Annotated in this window: 23 protein-coding genes and 1 pseudogene; 12 read left to right on the top strand and 12 right to left on the bottom strand. The window is 61.5% G+C overall.

Going from position 1 to position 25,568, the window contains the following annotated elements; translation table 11 throughout:
- Positions 1–133: 133 nt before the first annotated feature.
- From trkA to def, 4 genes are all read right to left on the bottom strand, one after another.
- Entirely contained in the window at positions 134–1,507 is a 1,374-nt protein-coding gene (trkA, locus tag JFT58_RS02920; RefSeq protein WP_054898867.1) for a Trk system potassium transporter TrkA, read from the bottom strand.
- 22 nt (positions 1,508–1,529) lie between these two features.
- The gene (gene rsmB, locus JFT58_RS02925; RefSeq protein ID WP_054898866.1) at positions 1,530–2,840 is read right to left on the bottom strand and encodes a 16S rRNA (cytosine(967)-C(5))-methyltransferase RsmB; all 1,311 of its coding nucleotides are present in this window, start codon (positions 2,838–2,840) and stop codon (positions 1,530–1,532) included.
- A complete protein-coding gene (fmt, locus tag JFT58_RS02930) occupies positions 2,837–3,790 on the bottom strand; it encodes a methionyl-tRNA formyltransferase (protein WP_054898865.1) in 954 nt (317 codons plus the stop codon). The genes rsmB and fmt overlap by 4 nt, the downstream gene beginning before the upstream one ends.
- A 69-nt stretch (positions 3,791–3,859) precedes the next feature.
- A complete protein-coding gene (gene def / locus JFT58_RS02935; RefSeq protein ID WP_020301426.1) occupies positions 3,860–4,366 on the bottom strand; it encodes a peptide deformylase in 507 nt (168 codons plus the stop codon).
- 135 nt (positions 4,367–4,501) lie between these two features.
- Here def and JFT58_RS02940 point away from each other — a divergent pair, with 135 nt between their 5' ends.
- The 3 genes from JFT58_RS02940 (at position 4,502) to JFT58_RS02950 (ending at position 7,077) form a co-directional block, all read left to right on the top strand.
- Positions 4,502–5,278 carry a hypothetical protein gene (locus JFT58_RS02940; protein WP_034129195.1) on the top strand — a complete coding sequence of 259 codons (777 nt, stop codon included), beginning with the start codon at positions 4,502–4,504 and terminating at the stop codon, positions 5,276–5,278.
- A gap of 63 nt (positions 5,279–5,341) precedes the next feature.
- Positions 5,342–6,445: a DNA-processing protein DprA gene (gene dprA, locus JFT58_RS02945; protein WP_054898864.1), complete on the top strand. Its 1,104-nt coding sequence runs from the start codon at positions 5,342–5,344 to the stop codon at positions 6,443–6,445.
- Between the two features lie 74 nt (positions 6,446–6,519).
- Positions 6,520–7,077 carry an L-threonylcarbamoyladenylate synthase gene (locus tag JFT58_RS02950; protein ID WP_034129197.1) on the top strand — a complete coding sequence of 186 codons (558 nt, stop codon included), beginning with the start codon at positions 6,520–6,522 and terminating at the stop codon, positions 7,075–7,077.
- Positions 7,078–7,188: 111 nt separating this feature from the next.
- Here JFT58_RS02950 and JFT58_RS02955 read toward each other — a convergent pair whose 3' ends face one another.
- The gene (locus tag JFT58_RS02955; protein WP_034129198.1) at positions 7,189–8,166 is read right to left on the bottom strand and encodes a quinone oxidoreductase family protein; all 978 of its coding nucleotides are present in this window, start codon (positions 8,164–8,166) and stop codon (positions 7,189–7,191) included.
- Between the two features lie 178 nt (positions 8,167–8,344).
- Between JFT58_RS02955 and hemF the strand changes: the two genes are divergently transcribed.
- Positions 8,345–9,277: an oxygen-dependent coproporphyrinogen oxidase gene (gene hemF, locus JFT58_RS02960; RefSeq protein WP_054898863.1), complete on the top strand. Its 933-nt coding sequence runs from the start codon at positions 8,345–8,347 to the stop codon at positions 9,275–9,277.
- The gene (gene aroE, locus JFT58_RS02965; RefSeq protein WP_034129199.1) at positions 9,277–10,095 is read left to right on the top strand and encodes a shikimate dehydrogenase; all 819 of its coding nucleotides are present in this window, start codon (positions 9,277–9,279) and stop codon (positions 10,093–10,095) included. Before hemF ends, aroE begins: the two co-directional genes overlap by 1 nt.
- Positions 10,096–10,223: 128 nt before the next feature.
- On the opposite strand, the gene JFT58_RS02970 is transcribed toward aroE, so the two are convergent.
- From JFT58_RS02970 to betC, 3 genes are all read right to left on the bottom strand, one after another.
- Entirely contained in the window at positions 10,224–11,792 is a 1,569-nt protein-coding gene (locus JFT58_RS02970) for a SulP family inorganic anion transporter (protein ID WP_054898862.1), read from the bottom strand.
- A gap of 219 nt (positions 11,793–12,011) precedes the next feature.
- Positions 12,012–12,926, bottom strand: a complete 915-nt coding sequence (gene choX, locus JFT58_RS02975; RefSeq protein ID WP_054898861.1) for a choline ABC transporter substrate-binding protein — start codon at positions 12,924–12,926, stop codon at positions 12,012–12,014.
- An 18-nt stretch (positions 12,927–12,944) separates the two neighbouring features.
- Complete coding sequence (gene betC, locus JFT58_RS02980; RefSeq protein WP_054898860.1) at positions 12,945–14,459, bottom strand: choline-sulfatase; 1,515 nt, start codon at positions 14,457–14,459, stop codon at positions 12,945–12,947.
- Positions 14,460–14,562: 103 nt separating this feature from the next.
- On the opposite strand from betC, the gene JFT58_RS02985 reads away from it, so the two are divergent.
- The 6 genes and pseudogenes from JFT58_RS02985 (at position 14,563) to JFT58_RS03010 (ending at position 20,226) form a co-directional block, all read left to right on the top strand.
- On the top strand, positions 14,563–15,513 hold the full coding sequence (locus tag JFT58_RS02985; protein WP_034129203.1) for a choline sulfate utilization transcriptional regulator: 951 nt from the start codon (positions 14,563–14,565) through the stop codon (positions 15,511–15,513).
- 30 nt (positions 15,514–15,543) lie between these two features.
- Positions 15,544–15,870 carry a DOPA 4,5-dioxygenase family protein gene (locus JFT58_RS02990; RefSeq protein WP_014716300.1) on the top strand — a complete coding sequence of 109 codons (327 nt, stop codon included), beginning with the start codon at positions 15,544–15,546 and terminating at the stop codon, positions 15,868–15,870.
- A gap of 176 nt (positions 15,871–16,046) precedes the next feature.
- Positions 16,047–17,006 carry a 2-dehydro-3-deoxygalactonokinase gene (locus JFT58_RS02995; protein WP_034129204.1) on the top strand — a complete coding sequence of 320 codons (960 nt, stop codon included), beginning with the start codon at positions 16,047–16,049 and terminating at the stop codon, positions 17,004–17,006.
- Between the two features lies 1 nt (position 17,007).
- Positions 17,008–17,628, top strand: coding sequence for a 2-dehydro-3-deoxy-6-phosphogalactonate aldolase (locus JFT58_RS03000; RefSeq protein ID WP_054898859.1), 621 nt, complete (start codon positions 17,008–17,010; stop codon positions 17,626–17,628).
- A 48-nt stretch (positions 17,629–17,676) separates the two neighbouring features.
- Positions 17,677–18,825, top strand: a complete 1,149-nt coding sequence (gene dgoD, locus JFT58_RS03005; RefSeq protein WP_003187297.1) for a galactonate dehydratase — start codon at positions 17,677–17,679, stop codon at positions 18,823–18,825.
- Positions 18,826–18,926: 101 nt separating this feature from the next.
- A pseudogene (locus JFT58_RS03010) lies at positions 18,927–20,226 on the top strand (MFS transporter).
- 33 nt (positions 20,227–20,259) lie between these two features.
- Here the strand turns inward: JFT58_RS03010 and JFT58_RS03015 are convergent.
- From JFT58_RS03015 to trpB, 3 genes are all read right to left on the bottom strand, one after another.
- Positions 20,260–21,918 carry an FAD-dependent oxidoreductase gene (locus JFT58_RS03015; protein WP_054897255.1) on the bottom strand — a complete coding sequence of 553 codons (1,659 nt, stop codon included), beginning with the start codon at positions 21,916–21,918 and terminating at the stop codon, positions 20,260–20,262.
- A 187-nt stretch (positions 21,919–22,105) separates the two neighbouring features.
- Positions 22,106–22,915 carry a tryptophan synthase subunit alpha gene (gene trpA, locus JFT58_RS03020; RefSeq protein ID WP_054897254.1) on the bottom strand — a complete coding sequence of 270 codons (810 nt, stop codon included), beginning with the start codon at positions 22,913–22,915 and terminating at the stop codon, positions 22,106–22,108.
- A complete protein-coding gene (trpB, locus tag JFT58_RS03025) occupies positions 22,915–24,141 on the bottom strand; it encodes a tryptophan synthase subunit beta (protein ID WP_003187301.1) in 1,227 nt (408 codons plus the stop codon). Before trpB ends, trpA begins: the two co-directional genes overlap by 1 nt.
- Positions 24,142–24,249: 108 nt before the next feature.
- Here trpB and JFT58_RS03030 point away from each other — a divergent pair, with 108 nt between their 5' ends.
- Positions 24,250–25,146, top strand: a complete 897-nt coding sequence (locus JFT58_RS03030) for a LysR family transcriptional regulator (RefSeq protein WP_054897253.1) — start codon at positions 24,250–24,252, stop codon at positions 25,144–25,146.
- Positions 25,147–25,154: 8 nt separating this feature from the next.
- Here the strand turns inward: JFT58_RS03030 and JFT58_RS03035 are convergent, their stop codons facing one another.
- The gene (locus JFT58_RS03035) at positions 25,155–25,481 is read right to left on the bottom strand and encodes a DUF883 family protein (protein ID WP_003187304.1); all 327 of its coding nucleotides are present in this window, start codon (positions 25,479–25,481) and stop codon (positions 25,155–25,157) included.
- Positions 25,482–25,568 lie beyond the last annotated feature (87 nt).

Raw genomic sequence — 25,568 nt, forward strand, 5'->3', positions numbered from 1 at the left:
CTGTGCATCCTTTAGCTACATAGCGGTTTCGATATCGTCATCGCGGGCAAGCCCGCTCCCACACTTGGAGCGCGATCACATGTGGGAGCGGGCTTGCCCGCGATGGCGGCGGCAGGCTCACACAATTTTTTAATCAGAAAAAACTCAGCCCCACGTGGAACAGCTTCTCAACATCGCGAATATATTTTTTATCCACAAGGAACAAAATCACGTGGTCTCCGGTGGCGATCACCGTATCGTCATGGGCAATGATCACTTCTTCATCGCGAATGATCGCGCCAATGGTGGTACCGGGCGGCAGGCCGATATCGCGGATCGCCTTGCCAATCACTTTGCTGGACTTGGAGTCACCGTGGGCAATCGCCTCGATGGCTTCCGCTGCGCCACGGCGCAACGAGTGCACGCTGACAATGTCGCCACGGCGCACGTGGGCGAGCAAGGTACCGATGGTCGCCAACTGCGGGCTGATGGCAATGTCGATATCGCCGCCCTGGATCAGGTCCACATAGGCCGGGTTGTTGATGATGGTCATCACCTTCTTCGCCCCCAGCCGCTTGGCCAGCAAGGACGACATGATATTGGCTTCGTCATCGTTGGTCAGGGCCAGGAAGATATCCGCGTCGGCGATGTTCTCTTCCATCAGGAGATCACGGTCCGAGGCGCTGCCTTGCAGTACGACAGTGCTGTCGAGGGTGTCGGACAAATGCCGACACCGCGTCGGGCTCATCTCGATAATCTTCACCTGATAGCGGCTTTCGATGGCTTCGGCCAAACGCTCGCCAATCTGCCCACCGCCGGCGATGACGATGCGTTTGTAGCTCTCGTCGAGCCTGCGCATTTCGCTCATGACCGCACGAATGTTCGCCTTGGCGGCGATGAAAAACACTTCGTCGTCAGCCTCGATCACCGTGTCGCCCTGGGGCAGGATCGGCCGGTCACGGCGGAAAATCGCGGCGACGCGGGTTTCCACGTTTGGCATGTGCTCACGCAGCTGGCGCAGTTGCTGGCCCACCAACGGCCCGCCGTAGTACGCCTTTACCGCCACCAGTTGCGCCTTGCCCTCGGCGAAATCGATCACCTGCAAAGCGCCAGGAATTTCGATCAGGCGCTTGATGTAGTGGGTCACCACCTGTTCCGGGCTGATCAGTACGTCCACCGGAATGGCGTCGTTGTCGAACAACCCGGCGCGGGTCAGGTAAGCCGCTTCCCGCACCCGAGCGATCTTGGTCGGGGTATGGAACAGGGTGTGGGCGACCTGGCAGGCGACCATGTTGGTCTCGTCGCTGTTGGTCACAGCCACCAGCATGTCGGCATCGTCGGCACCGGCCTGACGCAGCACCGTCGGAAACGACGCGCGACCTTGCACCGTACGAATGTCCAGGCGGTCGCCCAGGTTGCGCAGGCGCTCGGCATCGGTGTCGACCACGGTGATGTCGTTGGCTTCACCGGCCAAATGTTCGGCCAGCGTGCCACCAACCTGCCCTGCTCCAAGGATGATGATTTTCATCCGGTCACTCCCTTAAAACCATTCAGCCGCGCGGGGCAGCGATCTTGATCAGTTTGGCGTAGTAGAAGCCATCGTGCCCGCCTTCCTGCGCGAGCAGTTGGCGACCGTGGGGCTGCTTGATACCGGCGCTAGTGGCGAGGTCCAGTTCGCGCGCGCCGCTGGTGCGGGCGAGGAAAGCTTGGATGACCTCGGTATTTTCGGTGGGCAGCGTGGAGCAGGTGGCGTAAAGCAGGATGCCGCCGACTTCCAGGGTTGGCCACAGCGCGTCGAGCAGTTCGCCTTGCAACACCGCCAGGGCGGCGATGTCGTCGGGCTGGCGGGTCAGCTTGATGTCCGGATGACGTCGGATCACGCCGGTGGCGGAGCAAGGAGCGTCCAGCAGGATGCGCTGGAATGGCTTGCCGTCCCACCAGGTGGCGGTGTCGCGGCCGTCGGCGGCGATCAGGTCGGCGTTGAGGCCCAGGCGTGCAAGGTTTTCCCGCACGCGCACCAGGCGCTTGGCCTCAAGGTCCACAGCCACCACACCGGCCAGGTCTTTTTCAACCTCAAGGATGTGACACGTCTTACCGCCTGGCGCGCAGCAGGCGTCGAGTACGCGCTGGCCTGGGGCCAAATCGAGCAGATCGGCAGCCAATTGCGCGGCCTCGTCCTGCACGCTGATCCAGCCTTCGGCAAAGCCCGGCAGGCTGCGTACATCGGCGGCGACTTCCAGCACGATACCGTCCGTGCTGTACACGCACGGGGTGGCGTTGATGGCCGCGTCGGCTAGTAATTGCAGGTATGCATCCCGGCTGTGGTGGCGACGGTTGACCCGCAGGATCATCGGCGGGTGCGCGTTGTTGGCCGCGCAGATAGCCTCCCATTGCTCGGGCCAAAAGGCCTTCAGGGATTTTTGCAGCCAGCGCGGGTGGGCGGTGCGCACCACCGGATCATGTTCCAGCTCGGCCAACAGCGTTTCGCTTTCACGCTGGGCGCGGCGCAGCACGGCATTGAGCAGGGCCTTGGCCCAGGGCTTTTTCAGCTTGTCGGCGCAACCGACGGTTTCACCGATAGCGGCGTGGGCCGGCACGCGGGTGTAGAGCAACTGGTAGAGGCCCACCAGCAACAGCGCCTCGACATCCGCGTCCGCCGCTTTGAACGGTTTTTGCAGCAGCTTGGCGGCCAACGCAGACAACCGTGGCTGCCAACGGGCGGTGCCAAAGGCCAGGTCCTGGGTAAACCCGCGGTCGCGGTCTTCAACCTTATCCAACTGCGTCGGCAGAGAACTGTTCAGCGAAGCCTTGCCATTGAGCACAGCGGCGAGAGCCTTGGCGGCGGCCAGACGTGGGTTCATTGATTGACCACTCCAAGCGTGGTGCCCAGGGCGAATTTCTCACGACGACTGTTGAACAGATCGCTGAAGTTCAGCGCCTTGCCGCCGGGCAATTGCAGACGCGTCAGGCACAGCGCCTGTTCACCGCAAGCCACCAACAGGCCGTCTTTGCTGGCGCCGATGATCTCGCCGGGAGCCCCTGCGCCATCGGCCAGGGTCGCGGCCAACACTTTCAAGGCTTCGCCGTTCAGGGTGCTGTGGCAGATCGGCCATGGGTTGAAGGCACGTACCAGGCGCTCCAGCTCCACGGCTGGGCGGCTCCAGTCGATGCGCGCTTCGTCCTTGTTCAGCTTGTGGGCGTAGGTGGCCAGGCTGTCGTCTTGGATTTCACCTTGCAGGGTGCCGGCAGCCAGGCCAGCGATGGCCTGGATCACGGCGGGCGGCCCCAGCTCAGCCAAGCGGTCGTGCAGGCTGCCGCCGGTGTCTTGGGCGGAGATCCGGGTGGTGACTTTGAGCAGCATCGGCCCGGTATCCAGGCCGGCCTCCATGCGCATCACGGTCACGCCGCTTTCGCTGTCGCCTGCTTCAACGGCGCGCTGAATCGGCGCCGCACCGCGCCAGCGTGGCAGCAGTGAAGCATGACTGTTGATGCAACCCAGGCGCGGGATATCCAGCACAGCCTGAGGCAGGATCAAGCCGTAAGCCACCACCACCAGCAGGTCCGGCTTCAGCGCGGCTAGTTCGGCCTGGGCGTCGGCGTTACGCAGGGTCGGCGGCTGCAGCACGGGAATGTTGTGCTCCAGTGCTAATTGCTTGACTGGGCTCGGCATCAGTTTTTGCCCCCGACCGGCCGGGCGATCCGGCTGGGTGTACACCGCGACGATGTCATAAGGGCTGGCAAGCAGCGCCTTGAGGTGTTCGGCGGCAAATTCAGGAGTGCCGGCAAAAACAATGCGCAATGGCTCGGTCATGGGAGTTCTCGGTTAAAAACAGTCACAAAAGAAAAAGGCTTGCCGCAGCAAGCCTTTGGAAGAAGGGCATCAGGCTTGCTGGCGATGCTTTTTTTCCAGCTTCTTCTTGATGCGGTCACGCTTGAGCGTGGACAGGTAATCGACAAACAGCTTGCCGTTGAGGTGGTCGCATTCATGCTGGATACACACCGCCAGCAGGCCTTCGGCAACCAGTTCGAAAGGCTTGCCGTCACGGTCCAGCGCCTTGATCTTCACGCGCAGCGGGCGTTCCACATTTTCGTAGAACTCCGGTACCGACAGGCAGCCTTCCTGGTATTCGCCCATCTCTTCGGTCAGCGGTTCGAACTCAGGGTTGATGTACACCCGAGGTTCGCTGCGATCTTCCGACAGGTCCATGACCACGACACGCAGATGCACGTTGACCTGGGTAGCGGCGAGGCCGATGCCCGGGGCTTCATACATTGTTTCAAACATGTCATCGACCAACTGACGAACCTTGTCGTCCACTACGGCCACCGGCTTGGCGATCGTGCGCAGGCGCGAGTCGGGAAATTCGAGGATGTTCAAAATAGCCATAAGCGTAATTGCTGCACATGTGAGGAAGAGACAAATCGGCGGTGGGATGGACCCATACGGCCGGTGTGAAACGCTCGGAAGCCGCGAAGGCCATGGCATTTCACGCGAACGCACATAATAAAGGAGATTCACCCCATGAGGAAATCGCTACTCGTCTTGCTGCTGTGGGCCCCGTTCGCCACGGCGTTGATTGCGCAACCCACTGAGCGCCTGGATCAGGCAGCGCAACAGGCCATCCAGCATTTTTTACTGCACAACCGTATTTTTGACTCGCCCGAGGACCTGGATAACGCGCCTTATATTATTGCGGCGCAAGGCGGGCGCGTGCTGGGTGCCAACGACGAGCGTGTGCATGCGCGCGGGCGTCTGGACCCGGCCCAGCCGAGCTACGGGATCTTTCGGCGAGGCAAGGCCTACACCGACCCCGTTACCCAGGAGTTACTCGGCATCAATGCCGACGACATCGGCACTGCGCGCTTTGTGCTTGCCGACAGCCTCACCACCCTCGCAGTGCAACGGGTGACCCAGGAAATCCGCCCAGGCGACCGCTTGTTGCGCGCCGAGCCTCCCGTTGCTTTGGCGAACCTGGAGCCGTGCAAACCTGCACCCTTGATTACAGGGCATATCATCGACATCCCCAAGGGCGTCACGCAGATTGGCGTGCTCGACGCTGTGACCCTGAACAAGGGCCGCCGCGATGGCCTGGTGGAGGGCCAACTGCTGACGGTGATCAAGGCTGGCGCCACCGTGCGAGACGCCCTCACCGGCACGCCCACGCCACTCCCGGATGAGCGAGCCGGCACCCTTCTGGTGTTTCGTACCTATGAAAAGCTCAGCTATGCCCTGGTGCTCAGTGCTTCACGGTCGCTAGCCGTGCAAGACCGTTTCGAGACGGCTGATCAAGCGCAATAAATAGCCTGCTAAATAAGTTACCAACAGAGTTATCCACAGCTTGTTCCGGTCAAGGATGATCATATGAATCCGATAAACAGTAGCGATATTTCCCCGGCAGAGCTGGAAGCCCGGCTACGCTTGCACAGGCTGCCAGAACTGGGGCCCAAGCGTTTTCACGTATTGATCGAAGCCTTTGGTTGCGCTTCCAAGGCCCTGAGTGCTCCCGCCAGCGCCTGGCATTCCCTCGGTTTGCCCGCCGTCAGTGCCGAGGCCCGACGTAGCCCCAAAGTCCGTGACGGTGCCAGTGAAGCGTTGGCCTGGCTGGGGCGCCCGGCCCAGCATTTGCTGATGTGGGACCAACCTGATTACCCGGCGTTGCTCGCGCAGATCGACGATGCGCCGCCGTTGTTATTCGTGGCGGGCGACCCCGGTATTCTGGAAAAACCACAGTTGGCCATGGTGGGAAGTCGGCGTGCCTCTCGCCCGGGCATGGACACGGCAGCGGCCTTTTCCCGTAGCCTGGCGAGCGCCGGTTTTGTCATCACCAGTGGGCTGGCGGTGGGCATTGACGGCGCGGCGCACCAGGCGGCATTGGACGTAGGCGGCCATACCATCGGCGTGCTCGGCACTGGCCTGGAAAATTTTTATCCACAGCGCCATCGCAGGCTCGCCGCGGCGATGATTGCCCAAGGCAGCGCCGTGGTTTCCGAATTTCCGCTGGATGCAGCGCCCCAGGCCGGTAATTTCCCAAGGCGCAACCGGATTATCAGCGGGCTGTCGTTAGGCGTGCTGGTGGTGGAGGCCAGTATGGCCAGCGGCTCGCTGATCACCGCACGCCTGGCGGCGGAGCAAGGGCGCGAGGTGTACGCGATTCCGGGTTCCATCCACCACCCCGCCGCCAAGGGCTGTCATCAGCTGATCCGTGATGGCGCGGTGCTTGTGGAAACCATCGAGCACATTCTTGAAAGCCTGCGCGGTTGGCAGCGGTTGTCCCATGCTGCGCCGGTGCCCGTGATCCATCCGTTGGTGGCGCTGCTGCACGCGGCACCGCTTAGCAGCGAAGCCTTGGCGATTGCCAGCGGTCGGCCGTTGTCCCAAGTACTGGCCACCCTGACGGAACTGGAGTTGGAGGGCCAAGTGATTTGCGAAAGCGGGCGCTGGCTGGCGCGGTGCCCGCTTTTGTAATGGCCCGTTTTTGGCGCTAGGTTTTGTAACGAAGATCGGTAAACTGCCCAGAGCTTTAGTCCGGAGAGTAAACAATGGTCAACAGGTGGCGTGTGCTGGAAGCCGCACGGGAAATTCGCGCAGGCGCAGTGATCGCCTATCCGACCGAAGCGGTTTGGGGCCTGGGCTGCGACCCGTGGAACGAAGAAGCAGTGGATCGACTGTTGGCGATCAAGAACCGCTCGGTCGACAAAGGCCTGATCCTGGTGGCGGATAATATTCGTCAGTTCGACTTTCTGTTTGAAGATTTCCCGCAAACGTGGATCGAACGCATGGCCAGCACTTGGCCAGGGCCGAATACCTGGCTGGTGCCCCATCAAGACTTGCTGCCTGAATGGGTCACGGGTGTGCATGACACCGTAGCGCTGCGGGTCAGTGATCATCCGTTGGTGAGAGATTTGTGCGCCCAGGTCGGCCCGTTGATTTCCACCTCGGCCAACCCTCAGGGCCGCCCGGCGGCCCGCACGCGGCTTCGCGTAGAGCAGTATTTTCGCGGGCAAGTGGACTTGGTGTTGGGCGGCGCCCTGGGTGGGCGCAAGAACCCGAGCCTGATTCGGGACCTGGTGACGGGTGATGTGGTGCGCCCCTCGTAAGGTGCAGCTCGTTCCCACGCTCTGCGTGGGAACGCCGCATTGGACGCTCTGCGTCCGCTTGTGACGCAGAGCGTCACGGTATGCATTCCCACGCAGAGCGTGGGAACGATCTTAAGGCAGCAGAATGGTTGAGCCAGTCGTGCGCCGCGCCGACAACTCCGTCTGCGCTTTGGCCGCCTCCGCCAGCGGGTAGCGCTGGTTGATATCAATGCGCACCTTGCCGCTCTTGATCATCGAAAACAGATCGTCCGCCATCGCCTGCAAGTTTGCCGCACTGTTGGCGTAGGTCGCCAAAGTCGGCCGGGTTACGTACAGCGAACCCTTCGCCGACAGAATCCCCAGGTTCACCCCATCCACCGCACCCGACGCGTTGCCGAAGCTCACCACCAAACCCCGCGGCGCCACGCTGTCCAGTGAGGTCAGCCAGGTGTCCTTACCGACGCCGTCGTACACCACCGGGCACTTCTTGCCGTCAGTCAATTCCAGTACGCGTTGTGCGACATCTTCCTTGCTGTAGTCGATGGTTTCCCAGGCGCCGAGCGATTTGGCCAGGGCGGCTTTTTCCGGGGAGCTGACCGTGCCGATCAACTTCACCCCCAGGGCCTTGGCCCATTGGCAGGCCAGGGAACCCACGCCACCCGCAGCGGCGTGGAACAAAATGGTTTCACCGCCTTTGAGCTCATAGGTCTGGCGCAACAGGTATTGCACGGTCAGGCCTTTGAGCATGGCGCCGGCGGCCTGTTCAAAGCTGATCTCATCCGGCAAGTGCACCAGGTTGGCGGCAGGCAACACATGCAGCTCGCTGTAGGCACCCAGCGGGCCGCTGCCGTAGGCCACGCGGTCGCCAACTTTGAATTGGCTGACTTCACTGCCCACCGCGTCCACCACGCCAGCGCCTTCCGCACCCAGGCCCGATGGCAGCGCGGGCGGCGCGTAGAGGCCACTGCGGAAGTAGGTGTCGATGAAGTTCAGGCCGATGGCCTCGTTGCGCACCCGAACCTGCTGTGGGCCAGGCTCCGCTGGCGTGTAGTCCACATATTCAAGTACTTCGGGGCCGCCATGGGCGCTGAACTGGATACGTTTGGCCATCTGCACTTCTCCTTGGGTTCGAATCTGCGTAGCCCCCTATCGGACTCCTAAGCTTGATCCTCGTCAACTGCTGCGCACCTAAGTGCAGTGGCATGTAGGCGCAGTGGTATCCTGTGCGCCCATTTGCCGCCGACGCCCCATGGGCCTCGCGTAGCTTTGCCCGATTCAAGGTGATGCCATGACTACCCGCACCGAGGCCGTTAAAGCCTACCTGCTTGACCTGCAAGACCGCATTTGCAGCGCCCTGGAAACCTTCGAGACGGACACTCGCTTTATCGAAGACGCCTGGACCCGGCCAGCCGGCGGTGGCGGTCGTACCCGTGTGATGGAAAACGGTTCGGTGATCGAAAAAGGCGGTGTCAACTTTTCCCACGTGTTTGGCAGCGGTCTGCCACCGTCTGCCAGTGCCCATCGCCCTGAACTGGCGGGCCGTGGGTTTGAGGCCCTGGGTGTGTCGCTGGTGATCCATCCGCATAACCCGCATGTACCGACTTCCCACGCCAATGTGCGGTTTTTCATCGCTGAAAAAGAAGGCGAAGAACCGGTGTGGTGGTTCGGTGGTGGCTTCGATCTCACCCCGTATTACGGCAATGAAGAAGACTGCATTCATTGGCACCGCGTGGCCGAGAAGGCCTGTGCACCGTTTGGCCCGGACGTGTACTCACGCTACAAGGCCTGGTGTGACACCTACTTCCACATCAAGCACCGCAACGAGCCCCGTGGCATCGGTGGCCTGTTCTTCGATGACTTGAACGAGTGGGGCTTTGACACCTGCTTCGCCTTCATCCGCGCCATCGGCGATGCCTACATCGATGCCTACCTGCCGATTGTGCAGCGTCGCAAGGCCATGGCGTACACCGAGCAACAACGCCAGTTCCAGGAGTTCCGCCGGGGCCGCTACGTTGAGTTCAACCTGGTCTATGACCGTGGCACCCTGTTCGGCCTGCAATCGGGCGGGCGTACGGAGTCGATCCTGATGTCGCTGCCACCTCAGGTACGCTGGAGCTACGACTGGAAGGCCGAAGCCGGCAGCGAAGAGGCGCGCCTCACCGACTACTTCCTGCAAGACCGTGACTGGCTCGGCGTTGCCGCGCCCAAGGCGGCGGTGTGATGGACCGTTATGTTGTGTTCGGCAACCCCATCGGCCATAGCAAATCGCCGCTGATTCACCGTCTGTTCGCTGCCCAGACCGGCGAACAACTGGACTACAGCACGATGCTCGCGCCGTTGGAGGACTTCACCGCCTGTGCCCGTGAGTTCTTCCAACACGGCCGTGGCGCCAACGTGACCGTGCCGTTCAAGGAAGAGGCCTATCGCTTGGCCAATACCCTGACCGAACGGGCGCAGCGCGCCGGCGCCGTAAACACTTTGAGCAAATTGGCTGACGGCACGTTGTTGGGCGACAACACCGACGGCGCGGGACTGGTGCGCGACTTGACGGTCAATGCCGGGCTGAGCCTGCAAGGCAAACGCATCCTGTTGTTGGGCGCCGGTGGCGCGGTACGCGGTGCGCTGGAGCCGTTGCTGGCGCAGCAACCCTCGTCGTTGATCATCGCCAACCGCACCGTGGAAAAGGCCGAGCGACTGGCTGAGTTGTTCGATGACCTGGGCCCGGTGTCTGCCAGTGGTTTCGACTGGTTGCGTGAGCCGGTGGATGTGATCATCAATGCCACGTCGGCCAGCCTGTCAGGCGATGTACCGCCGATTGCCGGCAGCCTGATCGAGCCGGGCAAGACCTTCTGCTACGACATGATGTACGCCAAGGAACCCACCGCATTCTGCCGCTGGGCGAGCGAGCAAGGCGCGGCGGTGGCGATGGATGGCCTGGGCATGCTGGTGGAACAAGCGGCGGAAGCCTTCTTGCTGTGGCGCGGTGTGCGTCCGGATTCGGCGCCCGTACTGGCCGAACTGCGCCGGCAATTGGCCTGATCCCACACGCTGATGTGGGCACACTTAATGTGGGAGCTGGCTTGCCTGCGATAGCAATAGGTCAGTTACCCATGTGCTGGCTGATCCACCGCTATCGCAGGCAAGCCAGCTCCCACAGTTGATCGGGTTTAGTCTTCGAAATGGAGGGGGCAGTTATCCGGCCCCTCCAGCTTCATCAATTCCTCGACCACCTGCGGCCTGGCCCCACGCAACGTCAAGCTACGGCCCAACCCCGCCAACCGCCGCGCCTCCTGGTGCAGCATCTCCACCCCGGAATAGTCGATAAAGTTGATCTGCTGCGCCTCGATCACCACCCGCTCACCCTGCAGACGTTGCAGGCGCACTTGCAGGTAATGGCTGGCGCCAAAAAAGATCGAGCCGCCCACCCGCAACACATCCGCTTCACCGTCGCGCCAGTGTTGCACCCGTGGCTGCGAGGTGCGCTTGAGGTAGAAAAACAGCGACGCCAGTACCCCGGCATAGATCGCCGTTTGCAGCTCCAACAACAAGGTGGCGACACAGGTCAGGCTCATCACCACAAATTCGGCGCGGCTGACCCGGAACAGCGCACGAATGCCGCGGTGGTCCACCAGGCCCCAGCAGATCAGCAGGATACTCGCCGCCATGCTCGGGATCGGAATATGCGCAATCAACGCTGCGCCAAATAACGCGAATAACGCCACCCACAGGGCCGAAAACACCCCCGCCAATGGCGAACAGGCACCCGCCTCATAACTGAGGCCCGAGCGGGTGAACGATCCGGCTGACAGGTAGCCGGAAAAAAATCCGCCCACGATGTTGGATAAACCCTGGGCGCGTACTTCCTGGTTGGCGTCGAGCAGTTGTTGCGAGCGGGCGGACAGCGAACGGGCAATCGACAGGCTGGTCACCAACCCCAACATCCCCACCGCCACGGCACTGGGCAGCAGGCGCAGCACCAGATCCAGATCCATCGGCAACGGGCTGAACGGCGGCAGTTTGCCAATAAACGAACTGACCCGTGCCACATGCCCGAACATCGCCGGCCACAGCCATGCCGCCACGCTGCCCGACACCAAGGCGATCAACAGTGTCGGCCAGCGTGGCACCAGGTACTTGAGCAGCATACCTGCCAGCAACGTACCCAGCCCCAGGGCCAGGGACGCGTGGTCCCACTCGCCACGGTGGTCGATCAGCGCCAGCAGGCCATTGATAGCCGTGGCCTGGCTCGGTAAATCCAAGCCGAGCAGGTTGGGCAGTTGCCCCAAGGCGATCACTACGGCGGCGCCCAGGGTGAATCCCAGCACCACCGAATGGGAGACAAAGTTCACCAACGCGCCGAAGCGCAGCAGGCCGAGCAACCACTGGAATACCCCGGCAAGGAAGGTCAGCAACAGGATGAGGGTGATGTAGTCCTGGGAGCCTGGCACGGCCAGTGGGCTGATGCTGGCGTAAAGCACAATGGAGATGGCGGCCGTTGGCCCGCAGATCAGGTGCCAGGATGAGCCCCACAGGCAAGCGATCAATACCGGGATGATGGCGGCGTAGAGCCCGTATTCGGGTGGGAGACCGGCGATCAGTGCGTAGGCAATCGACTGCGGCAGCGCAAGCACCGCGCCGCTGAGGCCGACGATGGCATCCCGGCCGACGCTGGCGCGGGTTTGGCGCGGCAGCCAGCGCAGGAAGGGCAAAAGTGTATGGCGGTTGGGCCGGGGCATCGCAGGCTCGGGTAAAGGGTTTTGGCAAGAGTATCAATGCATGGGTACTTGTGGGAGCTGGCTTGCCTGCGATGCTGGCGCCTCGGTGTGACAGGCATACCGGGGTGATGCTATCGCAGGCAAGCCAGCTCCCACAGGGTCGCCGGCAAGCGTCAGAGTGATCGTTCCCACGCTCTGCGTGGGAATGCTGCTCGGGACGCTCTGAGTCCGATTTTAACGTCAGAGCTTGGCTTTTACCGCTGGCAACGCCTCCTGGCCATCCAGGGTTTTCACGCCCTCCAACCATTGGTCCAACACTGCCGGGTTGGCCTTGATCCACGCCTTCGCCGCCTGCGCATTGCTGACCTTGTTGTTGGCCACGTCAGCCATGATGCTGTTCTCCATGGCCTGGGTAAAACTCAGGTTGGTCAGCAGTTTGCCGACATTGGGGCACGCTTGTGCGTAACCCTTGCGAGTCAAGGTATAGACGCTGCCGGTGGCACCAAAGTACTGCTCGCCGCCCTTGAGGTAGCGCATTTTCAGTTGCACGTTCATCGGGTGCGGGGTCCAGCCGAGAAAGGTGATAAAACGCTGTTTCTTCACCGCTCGCGAGACCTCTGCGAGCATCGCCTGTTCGCTGGACTCGATCAGCTTCCACTGCCCAAGGTCGAAATCATTCTTCTTGATGATCTCCTGCAGCGAGATATTGGCTGGCGCGCCGGAGCCAATGCCGTAGATTTTCTTGTCGAACTTGTCGGCAAATTTATTCAGGTCGGCAAAGTCATGCACCCCGGCGTCCCACACGTAGTCCGGCACGGCGAGGGTGAACTCGGTGCCCTCCAGGTTCTTCGCCAGTTGCACCACATCGCCGTTGGCCACGAACTTGTCGTAGAAGCCTTGCTGCGCCGGCATCCAGTTGCCGAGGAAGACATCCACCTGGCCGTCCTTGAGCCCGCCGAAGGTAATCGGCACCGCCAGGGTGTCGACCTTGGGTTGATAGCCCATGCCCGTCAGCAGGAAACTGGTGATAGCGTTGGTGGCGGCAATATCGCTCCAGCCTGGGTCGGCCATCTTTACCGTTTCGCAGCGCGTGTCTGCGTACACCTGGGCGCTGCTGAGCATCACCAAACTCAGTACCACGGTCAACTTTTGCATGGCCTTCCCTCTGTCTACTTATTGGTTTTGGCAGGGTTGTGGAAAACGTGCTTTGCGCTCCAGGTCATCAAGGTCGATATGGTTGCGCATGTACTGCTGACTGGCGTCTACCAGTGGCTGGTGATCCCAGCTCTTGAGCTTGCCATGGGTCAGCGCATCAAACACCAGGCGGCGACGGCGTTGGCTGGCGAGCACCTGTTGATGGATCGCCGGGATGTCCCATTTAGCCCGCGCTTCACGCAAGAACGCCTCGAACAATGGCCGATGTTCAGCTGACTGGCTGAGGTTTTCCTGCTCGCTCGGGTCGTTGTGCACATCGAACAATAGGCAAGGATCGTCCTCGCTGTAGATGAATTTGTAGGCGCCCCGGCGAATCATCATCAATGGGCTGACGGTGCCTTCGGCCATGTATTCGCCAAACACTTCGTCATGCCCGCCCTGCCCCTGCAAGTGCGGGACCAGTGAGCGGCCGTCCAGCGGCAAGTCCGGGTCCAGCTTGCCGCCGGCCAATTCCACCAGGGTCGGCAACAAGTCGGCGGTCGACACGGCCTGGGTGACGCGGCCAGCGGCGAACTGCCCCGGCGCACTGATCAGCAGCGGCACGCGGGCGGCCATTTCAAACCAGTGCATTTTGTACCAGAGGCCGCGCTCGCCAAGCATGTCGCCGTGGTCGCCAGAGAAAATGATCAGGGTGTCGTCGGCCAGGCCGGTGTCTTCCAGGGTCTGCAGCAGCTTGCCGACGTTGCTGTCGATGTAGCTGCACGCACCGAAGTAGGCGCGGCGGGCGTCGCGGATCTTATCCACAGGCAGCGGTTTGTCCCACAAGTCATAAACCTTGAGCAGCCGCTGGGAATGCGGGTCGAGGTCCGCCTGGGGCGGCGTCGCGGGCATTGGGATGTCGGTGTCTGCGTACAAGTCCCAGAACGGCTTGGGAATGGTGTAAGGGTCGTGGGGATGGGTCATCGACACCGTCAGGCAAAATGGCTGGTCACCTTCCTCACGGATATGGTCGAACAGATATTGCTGGGCCTTGAACACCACCTCTTCGTCGAAATCCAGCTGGTTGGTGCGCACGCACGGTCCGGCTTGCAGCACCGAGGACATGTTGTGATACCAGGTAGGTCGTACGTCTGGCTCATCCCAGTTCACTGCCCAGCCGTAGTCGGCGGGATAGATGTCGCTGGTCAGGCGCTCCTCATAGCCGTGTAACTGGTCGGGGCCGCAGAAGTGCATCTTGCCCGACAGTGCGGTGCGGTAGCCCAGGCGGCGCAAGTAGTGGGCATAGGTCGGCACATCGGCGGGGAAATCGGCGGCGTTGTCGTAGGCGCCGATCTTGCTCGGCAACTGGCCGCTGACCAAGGTGAAGCGCGACGGTGCGCACAGCGGGCTGTTGCAATAGGCGGCGTCGAACACCACGCCTTGTGCCGCCAGGCGGCTGAGGTTGGGCAGCTTGATCGGGGAAGGCCCGTAGAACGGCAGCATCGGCGCGGCCATCTGATCGGCCATGATGAAAAGAATGTTCTTGCGCTTCATGGTTTCTCGGCATTCCATAGGCAGTGTTTATGCCAATGAGCATGCGGCCCATGAATTATGGGGTAAAGCCCATGAGCAGCAATGACTAGGATAAGTTGAGCTTATGTATGAAGCGCTGGGTGACCTCTCTCTCGATTTGCTGCGCGCCTTTGAGGCAGCGGCGCGTCATCGCAGTTTCACCGCGGCCGCGATGGAGCTGGGCACCACCCAACCGGCGGTCAGCCAGCAAATCAAACGCCTTGAAGAGCAACTGGCGATCCGCCTGTTTGATCGCATTTACCGCGGCATCGAACTGACTGACGCCGGTGCCCTGCTGTTCGAGCATGTGCAAGGCGGCCTGCAGAACATCAACCAGGGGCTCGGCGCCATCACTCAACAAAGCCAGCATGAAGTGCTGCAAGTCGCCACCGACTTTGCCTTCGCCGCCTATTGGCTGATGCCACGCCTGCATCGTTTTCACCAGGCCAACCCGCAGGTGGATGTCAGCCTGGTCACCAGTGAGCGCAACCCGGCCACCCTGCGCAGCGATATTGATGTGGCGGTGCTGTTCGGCGATGGCCGTTTCAAGCAGGGCGAGAGCCTGTGGTTGTTCAATGAGGAAGTGTTCCCGGTGTGCAGCCCACAGTGGCTCAAGGAGCAGGTCGCGCCCCTGACGGTGCAGACCTTGCAAGACTGCCCGTTGCTGCACCTGCGCCAGGAAAACAACAGCCAATGGTTTGACTGGAACGGCGTGTTCCGCGAACTGGGTATCACGGCTGCGCCGACCCCGGGGCAATTGCGCTTCGACAACTACACCTTGCTGATCCAGGCCGCGATTGCCGGCCAGGGCGTCGCCATCGGCTGGCGCCACCTGGTGGATAACCTGCTGGAGCAGAATTGGCTGTGCCGGCCGATCAGCTCCACGGTGATCTCGCGCTTGGGCTATTACGTGGTGCAACCCCAGCGCAAACGCCGCGGACAGTTGGTGGACCGCTTTGTCGAGTGGCTTGTGGCGGAACAGGCCAACAGTGCGCACTCGTTGACCGGGCTGGCCCTGCCGTCGATTGCGGTCTAGGATCGGCCCACAGTGGAACCGGAGTCAGTCATGCAACGTATCAAGGGCTACCACGCCCATATCTATTTCGACGCCAGCACGATTGAGCAGGCGCGCACGCTCTGTGAGGACGCCGCCAAGTTGTTCCCGCTGCGCATGGGCCGTGTGCACGAGCGGCCCGTGGGCCCGCACCCGGATTGGAGTTGCCAGCTGGCGTTCGAGCCGGAATATATCGGTGTGGTGTTGCCGTGGCTGGCGCTGCATCGCAATGGTCTGGTGGTGTTCCTGCACCCTGAAACCGGTGACGACCTCAAGGACCACACCGATTACGCCATCTGGATGGGCGCGATGCGCGAGCTGGACTTGTCGATTTTTTAACCTTCCTTACCCGATAAATCCGCGGCCTTCCCTAAGTAAAAACAAGAATGTTTGTAGGATTTATCTTGTATTGTCTCATTATATGGGATTGATATTTATATATTGAGATATTCCGCTCCCTAGGTTTATATTCGCCCATCTGCTTTTTTCAGCACCCACTCATTTCAGGTGAAGCGATGCAGGCGCAATTGATCGCGCTCGATTGGGGGACCAGCTCCCTTCGTGCTTACAAACTCGGCCCCGCGGGCGTTGTGCTGGAACAGCGCTCTCAAGCCTGGGGCATCATGCATTTGCCCACAGAGCCCCGGGAAATAGCCGGTGTGCTATGCACTGACGGCTTTGAACTGGCGTTCGATAGCGCCTGCGGCGATTGGCTTGATGCCCAGCCCGGGCTGCCGGTAATCGCTTGCGGCATGGTCGGCAGCGCACAGGGTTGGAGCGAGGCGGCCTATCGCAGCACGCCGGTGGATGTCGCCAGTCTCGGCCAGGCGTTGCATGGCATACGCAGCCTGCGTGGGGTGCAGGTGCATATCGTGCCGGGGGTGATCGAGCAAGTGGGTCTGCCCAATGTCATGCGTGGCGAAGAAACCCAAGTACTCGGCGTACTGCAAGGGCTTGGGCCCCAGGTGTTGATCGGCCTGCCCGGCAGCCATTCCAAGTGGGTCGAGGTGGTGGAAGGCCGCATTACCCATTTCGATACCTTCATGACTGGCGAAGTGTTTGCGGTGTTGAGCAAGCACAGCATCCTGGGGCGTACCCAACAAGCAAGCGAGCAGTTCCAGGCCGAGGCGTTTGATCAAGGCGTGCGCGTGGCGCTGTCCAACGATGGCCAGCGTGGCGTGCTTTCGACCCTGTTCAGTGCCCGTACCCTTGGGCTCACCGCGCAGCTGGCGCCCGACCAGCAACCCGATTACCTCTCTGGCCTGCTCATCGGCCATGAGCTCGCCGGCTTGCCAGATTCGGCCAAACATCAGCCGATCATCCTGGTCGGCGCTGCTGCACTTTGCGCCCGCTATCAACGCGCCCTCGCCCTTTGCGGATTTGCCCACGTCAGCCTGGCGCAAGAAGCCACCGAGCGTGGCCTGTGGCAACTGGCGCAAGCCGCCGGGCTCATTCGACCTGTACTGGAGGCCTGACATGCTCAAGCAAGCACTCGCACAAAACGGTTTGATCGCCATCCTGCGCGGCCTACGCCCCGACGAAGCCCAGGCGGTCGGCCAGGTGCTGTACGACGCGGGTTTTCGCGTGATCGAAGTGCCGCTCAACTCGCCAGACCCTTACGCCAGCATTCGCACCCTGCGCGACAGCTTGCCCGCCGATTGCCTGATCGGTGCCGGCACGGTGTTGACGCCTGAGCAGGTCGAACAGGTCAAGGCGGCCGGAGGCCAGGTGATCGTCATGCCCCACAGCGATGCCAAGGTGCTGCGTGCCGCCAAAGCGGCGGGCCTGTACTTGTCGCCTGGGGTAGCCACGCCTACCGAAGCCTTTGCCGCACTGGCCGAAGGCGCCGATGTGTTGAAGCTGTTCCCGGCCGAGCAGATGGGCCCTTCAGTGATCAAGGCATGGCTGGCGGTATTGCCGGCGGGCACGTTGCTGCTGCCGGTGGGCGGCATTACCCCGGACAACATGCAGGTGTTTACCGACGCCGGCGCCAAGGGCTTCGGATTGGGTTCCGGGCTGTTCAAGCCGGGCATGACAGTGGATCAGGTTGCGAGCCGTGCCCAGGCTTATGTCGCCGCCTGGAAAGCCCTGAGCTGAGAGCATATTCCGCGCCCACAGGCGCTGCATCTATAAGAGAGACAAGAGATGAAAATCACCAAACTGACGACCTTTATCGTTCCGCCGCGCTGGTGCTTCCTCAAGGTCGAAACCGACCAGGGTGTGACCGGCTGGGGTGAGCCTGTGGTCGAGGGCCGCGCTCACACGGTGGCCGCCGCCGTCGAAGAACTGTCCGACTACCTGATCGGCAAAGACCCTCGCAATATCGAAGATATCTGGACCGTGCTCTATCGCGGCGGCTTCTACCGAGGCGGCGCGGTGCATATGAGCGCCCTCGCCGGCATCGACCAGGCGTTGTGGGACATCAAGGGCAAGGCCCTCGGTGTATCGGTCAGCGATCTGCTGGGCGGCCAGGTGCGTGACAAGATCCGTGTGTACTCATGGATCGGCGGTGACCGCCCCGCCGATACTGCCCGTGCCGCCAAAGAGGCGGTGGCCCGTGGCTTCACAGCCGTGAAAATGAATGGCACCGAAGAATTGCAGTTTGTCGACAGCTTCGAAAAAGTCGACCTGGCCCTGGCCAACGTCGCTGCTGTGCGCGATGCGGTCGGCCCTAACGTGGGTATTGGCGTCGACTTCCATGGCCGCGTGCACAAGCCGATGGCCAAGGTGCTGATGAAAGAGCTCGACCCGTACAAACTGATGTTCATTGAAGAGCCGGTGCTCAGCGAAAACTACGAAGCGCTGAAAGAACTGGCCCCGCTGACCAGTACGCCGATCGCCTTGGGTGAGCGCCTGTTCTCGCGCTGGGATTTCAAACGGGTGCTCAGCGAAGGCTACGTCGACATCATCCAGCCGGACGCCTCCCACGCAGGTGGTATCACCGAAACCCGCAAGATCGCCAACATGGCCGAAGCCTACGACGTGGCCCTGGCCCTGCACTGTCCGCTGGGCCCGATTGCCTTGGCGGCATGCCTGCAGCTGGATGCGGTTTGCTACAACGCGTTTATCCAGGAGCAGAGCCTGGGTATTCACTACAACGAAAGCAACGATCTGCTCGACTATGTGCGTGATCCAGGCGTATTCGACTATGACCAGGGCTTTGTGAAGATCCCCAACGGCCCAGGTCTGGGCATTGAGATCAACGAGGAGTATGTGGTTGAGCGCGCGGCCATCGGCCATCGCTGGCGCAATCCGATCTGGCGCCATGCCGATGGCAGTTTTGCCGAGTGGTGATTTCCACCTGATTGAAACGCGCAAAAAAATATGGGAGCAGGCAAGCCAGTTCCCACATTGAGCGCGTTCCTTCCTCAACAAATATAAAAAGAGGCACCCCCATGCACCCTGAATCCCTCACCGGGCAGGCTTCTTTAGTCACGCCTAGCAGAAAGCGCTTTTTCATCATGGTGCTGCTGTTCATCACCGTGGTCATCAACTACCTCGACCGTAGCAACCTGTCGATTGCCGCGCCCGCGCTGACCAGCGAGCTGGGGATCGATCCGGTGCAAGTCGGGCTGATTTTTTCTGCCTTCGGCTGGACCTACGCCGCCATGCAAATCCCGGGTGGCTGGCTGGTAGACCGGGTGCCGCCGCGCATTCTCTACACGGCGGCCCTGCTGCTGTGGTCGATTGCCACCGTGATGCTCGGTTTCGCCGCCAGCTTTATCGCGCTGTTCGTGCTGCGCATGGCCGTGGGCGCGTTGGAGGCGCCGGCCTATCCCATCAACAGCCGTGTGGTCACCACCTGGTTTCCCGAGCGCGAGCGCGCCACGGCTATCGGCGTCTATACCTCCGGGCAATTCGTCGGCCTGGCGTTCCTCACCCCGGTGCTGGCGTGGCTGCAGCACCAGTACGGCTGGCACATGGTGTTTGTGGTGACCGGGGGCGTCGGCATCCTGTGGGCCGCGATCTGGTACGCGGTGTACCGCGAGCCCAAAGATTTCAAAGGCGCCAACGAAGCCGAAATCCAACTGATCCGCGACGGTGGCGGGCTGGTGGACATGCAGGCTAAAACCGTCAAGGCACCCTTCAGCTGGACCGACCTCGGCATCGTGCTGAGCAAACGCAAGCTGTGGGGCATCTACCTGGGCCAGTTTTGCCTGAACTCCACGCTGTGGTTCTTCCTGACCTGGTTCCCGACGTACCTGGTGAAATATCGCGGCATGGACTTTATCCAGTCTGGCTTGCTGGCCTCCTTGCCGTTCCTGGCCGCGTTTGTGGGCGTGCTGTGTTCGGGGGTGTTTTCCGATTGGCTGATTCGCCGTGGGGCATCGGTGGGCTTTGCGCGCAAGTTGCCGATCATCAGTGGGCTGCTGATTTCCACGGCGATCATCGGGGCCAACTATGTGGACTCGACGGGGTGGGTCATCGCGTTTCTGGCGGTGGCGTTTTTCGGCAATGGCCTGGCGTCGATCACCTGGTCGCTGGTGTCGACCTTGGCGCCTGCCCGTCTGTTGGGGCTGACCGGCGGGGTGTTCAACTTCATCGGCAACCTGGCGGCAATTGCCTATCGTGATTGGCTTTCTGGCCAGTGGCTCGTCATTTGCGCCGGCCATTACCTACATTGCGGTCCTGGCGCTGCTCGGCGCGCTTTCCTACATATTGCTGGTCGGCAAAGTCGAGCGGATCGAGCTGTAAAAAGGGCGACCTTCGGGTCGCCCTTTTTTCGTTCTACGGCACCGACATCTCGTTGCGAAATATATTGTGCGGGTCCCAGCGCTGCTTGGTACGGCGCAAGCGGCTTTCGATCATCAGATCGGGAAAGAAGATTTTGTACCACTGGGGGTTTTTGCCGTTGGCCGGATTACCGCCTGTGTAGGTCATGTCGAGGTCGGGGTAATTGATGTAGCAGCCTTCGAACGCATTGTTGAGCGGTACGCCTTGCGCATCGGCAAACGCATTGACGTACAGCCCTCGGATCCAGTCGGCATGGGCTTGATCCGCGGCCGCGCTGTCGCCGTGCCAGTAACACTGGGGTTGCCACTTGAGGAGGGACGAACGCTGGGCGGCCGACGACTCCTTGCGTACGGGCGCGCTGGCGGCGTTGATCTGGCCGCCGAAGGACTGAATCTGGATCAGGCTTTGTGTCAGGTGGTTGTCAGGGTCCGGCCAGGTCAGGGTAGTCCAGATGGCCTGTAGCACTTGGGGGCTGAACTCACCTTTCTGATAGGCCGATTTATAGCGCCCACGCTGATTGTCTCCCGAACCATTCAATGTTTGCTGGCACACCAGCCAGTCCAGGCGCCGCGCCGCAGCCTGGGCGGATGAGACTGAGTCGATGGGGCGCCCGCCGGCTGTGCCGGGCGGCAAATGGACCACATGAAACGGCACCAGCGACTCGGTGGCAGGTAAGCCGATGGCCGTGAGCATCTTGTCGACAAAATCATCGAAGGGCGCACGGTCGTTCAGCTCACCCTCCTTGTCCACATAATGGATACCCAAGGTGATATTGCCTGTGTGCTCGTGGCGCATTTCCAGTTTGGTCGCCAGGCCCCAGGTGTCCGGGTTGCTCTGATGACTGGCGAACCATCGCTGGTAAGCCACCAGCAGATTGCTAAGTGCATCCTGGGTCAGCGCTGACCAATCCCATTCCAACACCAGCCACAGTACTTCTTTGGGGGCCGGTGGCAGGTCCTTGAAGTAATAGCTGGTGATAATGCCGAATTGACCACCCCCCGCACCGCAGCACGCGGCGAACAGGTCCAACTCGTCCTGTTGGGTGCTGTCCCTGCTGACATGGCGCGGTTCTAGCCCTTTGCCTTGGCTGTCAGGCACCAGGATATCGACCCCGCTGAGCCAGTCACACACCAGTCCATACTTGCGCGACAGCAGCCCATAGCCGCCACCGCAAATGTGTCCGCCCAGGCCCACGCTATAGCATGAGCCGCCGGGCAAGGTTTTGTTGGCCAGCTTGTACAACGCGCCATAGGCGTCCCAGTTCTGGCCGCCGGCCTCCAGGCGAAAGCGGTAGCGAAAGGGCTGCGTGGGGCGCAGCTCGGAACCGATCTGGCCGCTGGCATCGTAGATCACTCGGTTCAGCGCGCTGATATCCAGGATCGACAGCACCTCATTCGGGCTGTCGGGCATCTTGTTGGCGACAAACCCTTCGTAGCAATGACCGCCGCTGCGTACGGTGATGCGTCCATTGGGCAGGGCCAATGCCTGGGCGGCGGCGTCCATGATGTCTTGCGGGCTGCGGCAAAGGTAAATCAGGTTGGCGCCATTGGGCGAAGACTGGCCCTGCACATTGCCCAAGGGCCAGCGCAGATTGAAACCCTTTTGCAGGGTTGAGTGACGACGGTCTGAAACGGTGACGAGATCAAATGCCATGATGTACTCCTAAGAGCCAAGAATGACTTCTGATGCGGCTAACTTAACGACCGAGGGGCAAGGACTGCGGGGCTTGCGAAGGTGGTTAGACGGCAAAGGGCACGAAGTGCATTAAAAAAGGAGGTGGGCGACATGCCCACCTCTTTTGAAGCCTAGCGTATAAGCTGCGGTCGTTGCGCCGTGCAACTTACTTGCGTGCGTTGCGCACACCTTCTGACAGCGCTGCGCACAGGGTCAGCACGCCATCAATGGCTTGCTGGTCGTTCTTGGCCGTGGCGATGTGATCGATCAGCGCCGAACCCACTACCACCCCGTCCGCCAAGCGTGCGATGGCCGCTGCCTGGTCGGGTGTGCGGATACCAAAGCCGATGCTGATCGGCAGGTCGGTATGGCGGCGCAGGCGGGCCACGGCTTCTTCGACGTGTTCCAGGGTGGCGGCACCCGCCCCGGTGACACCGGCGACCGACACGTAATACACAAACCCGGAGCTGCCATTGAGCACAGTAGGCAGGCGCACGTCATCGGTAGTCGGCGTGGTCAGGCGGATAAAGTCGATACCTGCGGCCTGGGCCGGGTCGCATAGCTCGCCGTTGTGCTCGGGGGGCATGTCCACCACGATCAGGCCGTCGACGCCAGCTGCCTTGGCATCGGCAATGAACTGCGACACGCCGTATTTGTGGATCGGGTTGAAATAGCCCATCAACACCAGCGGCGTGTCGTCGTTGTCCTGGCGGAACTCGCGAACCATCTGCAGGGTTTTCAACAGGTTCTGCTTGGCGCCCAGTGCGCGGATATTGGCCAGCTGGATGGCCGGGCCATCGGCCATCGGGTCGGTGAAGGGCATGCCCAGCTCGATCACATCGGCGCCGGCGGCCGGCAAGCCCTTGAGGATCGCCAGCGAGGTGTTATAGCCGGGGTCGCCAGCGGTGACGAAGGTCACCAGGGCGGCGCGATTTTGTTCTTTAAGTTGCGCAAAGCGGGTTTGCAGGCGGCTCATCAGTGTTTCTCCTGCTTGGACTGTTCCATATGGTGCATCACGGTCTGCATGTCTTTGTCGCCACGGCCCGAGAGGTTGACCACCATCAGGTGATCTTTGGGCAAGTTTGGCGCGCGCTTGAATACTTCAGCCAGGGCGTGGGCGCTTTCCAGTGCCGGAATGATCCCTTCCAGGCGGCAGCATTTGTGGAAGGCTTGCAGGGCCTCATCGTCAGTCACCGAGGTGTACTGGACGCGGCCGATGTCATGCAACCAGGCGTGTTCCGGGCCGATGCCGGGGTAGTCCAGGCCTGCGGAAATCGAGTGGGCGTCGATGATCTGGCCGTCGTCGTCCTGCAGCAGGAAGGTGCGGTTGCCGTGCAGCACGCCCGGTACGCCGCCGTTGAGGCTGGCAGCGTGCTTGCCGGTTTCGATGCCATGGCCTGCGGCTTCAACACCGATGATCTCGACGCTGGTGTCATCCAGGAATGGGTGGAACAGGCCCATGGCGTTGGAACCGCCGCCGATGCACGCCACCAGGCTGTCCGGCAGGCGGCCTTCCTGGGCCTGCAACTGGGTGCGGGTCTCCTTGCCGATCACGGCCTGGAAGTCGCGCACCATCGCCGGGTATGGGTGTGGCCCGGCCACGGTACCGATCAGGTAGAAGGTGCTGTCGACATTGGTTACCCAGTCGCGCAGGGCTTCGTTCATGGCGTCTTTGAGGGTGCCGGTGCCGGCGACCACGGGGATGACCTCGGCGCCCAGCAGCTTCATGCGGAACACGTTGGCCTGCTGGCGCTCGATGTCGGTGGTGCCCATGTAGATCACGCATTGCAGGCCAAAGCGCGCCGCCACGGTTGCGGTGGCCACGCCGTGCATGCCGGCGCCGGTCTCGGCGATGATGCGTTTCTTGCCCATGCGCCGGGCCAGCAGGATCTGGCCGATGCAGTTGTTGATCTTGTGCGCGCCGGTGTGGTTGAGCTCTTCGCGCTTGAGGTAGATCTTGGCGCCGCCGCAGAACTCGGTCAGGCGTTCGGCAAAATACAGCGGGCTTGGGCGCCCGACATAATCGCGCTGAAAGTAGGCCAATTCTTCGTTAAACGCCGGATCTACCTTCGCCGCTTCGTATTCACGGGCCAGGTCGAGAATCAACGGCATCAGGGTTTCAGCGACGTAGCGGCCGCCGAACGCACCAAACAGGCCGTTGGCGTCAGGGCCGTTGCGTAGATCGGTCTGGGACTGAGTCATGGGACGCTCCAGGAAAAATGTGTTTAAAGGCAATGACGGTCACTCTACTCGTGACGCTCTGGTCTGAAAACCGATAAGATCGCCGCAACCTGTCAGGAAAACTCACAGATGAGCCGCGACCTCCCTCCCCTCAATGCCCTGCGCGCTTTTGAAGCCACCGCTCGCCTTAACAGCGTCAGCCAGGCTGCGGAGCTATTGCACGTGACCCATGGCGCGGTCAGCCGCCAGTTGAAAGTGCTGGAGGAGCACTTGGGCGTGAGCCTGTTCATCAAGGATGGGCGCGGCCTTAAACTCACAGATGCTGGCGTCAGGCTACGAGATGCCAGCAGCGAGGCTTTCGAGCGGTTGCGCGACGTGTGCGCCGAACTCACCCAACGCGGCGCTGACGCGCCCTTCGTTCTTGGTTGTTCAGGCAGTTTGCTGGCGCGTTGGTTTATCCCTCGGCTGGGGCGGTTGAATGCTGACTTGCCGGATTTACGCTTGCACCTGTCGGCAGGCGAAGGCGATCTGGACCCGCGCCGCCCGGGGCTGGATGCCTTGCTGGTATTCGCTGAGCCGCCGTGGCCGGCGGATATGCAGGTGTATGAGCTGGCCAGCGAGCGCATCGGCCCGGTCTTGAGCCCCCGCTTCGCCGGTTTTGAACAACTGCGTCAGGCCCCAGCGTCGGATCTGCTGGAGCAACCCTTGCTTCACACCACCTCACGTCCGCAAGCCTGGCCCAGTTGGGCACGGCAACACGGCCTAGAGCCCGGCGCGCTGAAACTCGGCCAGGGGTTTGAGCATTTGTATTATTTGCTGGAAGCGGCGGTTGCCGGCTTGGGAGTGGCAATTGCGCCAGAACCGCTGGTGGCAGAGGACCTGCGAGCGGGTCGCCTGGTGGCGCCGTGGGGGTTCAGTGAAACCCCGGCGCACCTGGCGTTGTGGCTACCCAAGCGCGCCGCAGACGGGCGCGCCGGGCAGTTGGCGCAATGGCTCAAGGCTGAGCTGTTGCGTCAACCGATGTAACCGGTCAATCAGTCACCGCGTTTGCACAGCAGATAAGCCGCCAGCAGGCCCAGCGCGCCAACGGCGACACCGGCGGTCGTCCAGGGGTGCTCTTGTGCGTAGTCACGGGTGGCAGCGCTGGTTTCGCGGATTTTGACTTTGCTTTCTTCGTAGGCGTCGCTGATCAGGTGGCGAGAGTGCTTGAGGGCGTTCTCGGCATTGCTTTTCAAGGCCTTCAGCGTTTTGCGCGACTCATCGGACGCGTCGTCTTTGAGGCTCTCCAGCGATTTGAGCAGGCTCGAAATCTCGGCTTCCATGCTTTCCAGCGACGCTTTGCGTAAAGAAGTGTTGGCCATGTGGACATCTCCTGAAGTGATTGAGTGGCGTGTGTAGATACCGACTGCGCCGCTTTCAGAAAGTGCAGTAATTCTGAACTTTCGCCT

Origin of the sequence: Pseudomonas sp. MF6767, assembly GCF_016405475.1 — a bacterium.
GTDB lineage: Bacteria > Pseudomonadota > Gammaproteobacteria > Pseudomonadales > Pseudomonadaceae > Aquipseudomonas > Aquipseudomonas paracarnis.

Bases quoted from the DNA above. Each gene is read 5' to 3' on its own strand.
- rsmB (WP_054898866.1), bottom strand. From the start codon at position 2,840: ATGAACCCACGTCTGGCCGCCGCCAAGGCTCTCGCCGCTGTGCTCAAT.
- trpA (WP_054897254.1), bottom strand. From the start codon at position 22,915: ATGAGCCGCCTGCAAACCCGCTTTGCGCAACTTAAAGAACAAAATCGC.
- hemF (WP_054898863.1), top strand. From the start codon at position 8,345: ATGACTACCCGCACCGAGGCCGTTAAAGCCTACCTGCTTGACCTGCAA.
- JFT58_RS03035 (WP_003187304.1), bottom strand. From the start codon at position 25,481: ATGGCCAACACTTCTTTACGCAAAGCGTCGCTGGAAAGCATGGAAGCC.
- JFT58_RS03015 (WP_054897255.1), bottom strand. From the start codon at position 21,918: ATGGCATTTGATCTCGTCACCGTTTCAGACCGTCGTCACTCAACCCTG.
- JFT58_RS03030 (WP_054897253.1), top strand. From the start codon at position 24,250: ATGAGCCGCGACCTCCCTCCCCTCAATGCCCTGCGCGCTTTTGAAGCC.
- def (WP_020301426.1), bottom strand. From the start codon at position 4,366: ATGGCTATTTTGAACATCCTCGAATTTCCCGACTCGCGCCTGCGCACG.
- JFT58_RS02950 (WP_034129197.1), top strand. From the start codon at position 6,520: ATGGTCAACAGGTGGCGTGTGCTGGAAGCCGCACGGGAAATTCGCGCA.
- aroE (WP_034129199.1), top strand. From the start codon at position 9,277: ATGGACCGTTATGTTGTGTTCGGCAACCCCATCGGCCATAGCAAATCG.
- dgoD (WP_003187297.1), top strand. From the start codon at position 17,677: ATGAAAATCACCAAACTGACGACCTTTATCGTTCCGCCGCGCTGGTGC.
- dprA (WP_054898864.1), top strand. From the start codon at position 5,342: ATGAATCCGATAAACAGTAGCGATATTTCCCCGGCAGAGCTGGAAGCC.
- choX (WP_054898861.1), bottom strand. From the start codon at position 12,926: ATGCAAAAGTTGACCGTGGTACTGAGTTTGGTGATGCTCAGCAGCGCC.
- JFT58_RS02970 (WP_054898862.1), bottom strand. From the start codon at position 11,792: ATGCCCCGGCCCAACCGCCATACACTTTTGCCCTTCCTGCGCTGGCTG.
- JFT58_RS03000 (WP_054898859.1), top strand. From the start codon at position 17,008: ATGCTCAAGCAAGCACTCGCACAAAACGGTTTGATCGCCATCCTGCGC.
- trkA (WP_054898867.1), bottom strand. From the start codon at position 1,507: ATGAAAATCATCATCCTTGGAGCAGGGCAGGTTGGTGGCACGCTGGCC.
- fmt (WP_054898865.1), bottom strand. From the start codon at position 3,790: ATGACCGAGCCATTGCGCATTGTTTTTGCCGGCACTCCTGAATTTGCC.
- JFT58_RS02985 (WP_034129203.1), top strand. From the start codon at position 14,563: ATGTATGAAGCGCTGGGTGACCTCTCTCTCGATTTGCTGCGCGCCTTT.
- trpB (WP_003187301.1), bottom strand. From the start codon at position 24,141: ATGACTCAGTCCCAGACCGATCTACGCAACGGCCCTGACGCCAACGGC.
- JFT58_RS02940 (WP_034129195.1), top strand. From the start codon at position 4,502: ATGAGGAAATCGCTACTCGTCTTGCTGCTGTGGGCCCCGTTCGCCACG.
- JFT58_RS02990 (WP_014716300.1), top strand. From the start codon at position 15,544: ATGCAACGTATCAAGGGCTACCACGCCCATATCTATTTCGACGCCAGC.
- JFT58_RS02995 (WP_034129204.1), top strand. From the start codon at position 16,047: ATGCAGGCGCAATTGATCGCGCTCGATTGGGGGACCAGCTCCCTTCGT.
- JFT58_RS02955 (WP_034129198.1), bottom strand. From the start codon at position 8,166: ATGGCCAAACGTATCCAGTTCAGCGCCCATGGCGGCCCCGAAGTACTT.
- betC (WP_054898860.1), bottom strand. From the start codon at position 14,459: ATGAAGCGCAAGAACATTCTTTTCATCATGGCCGATCAGATGGCCGCG.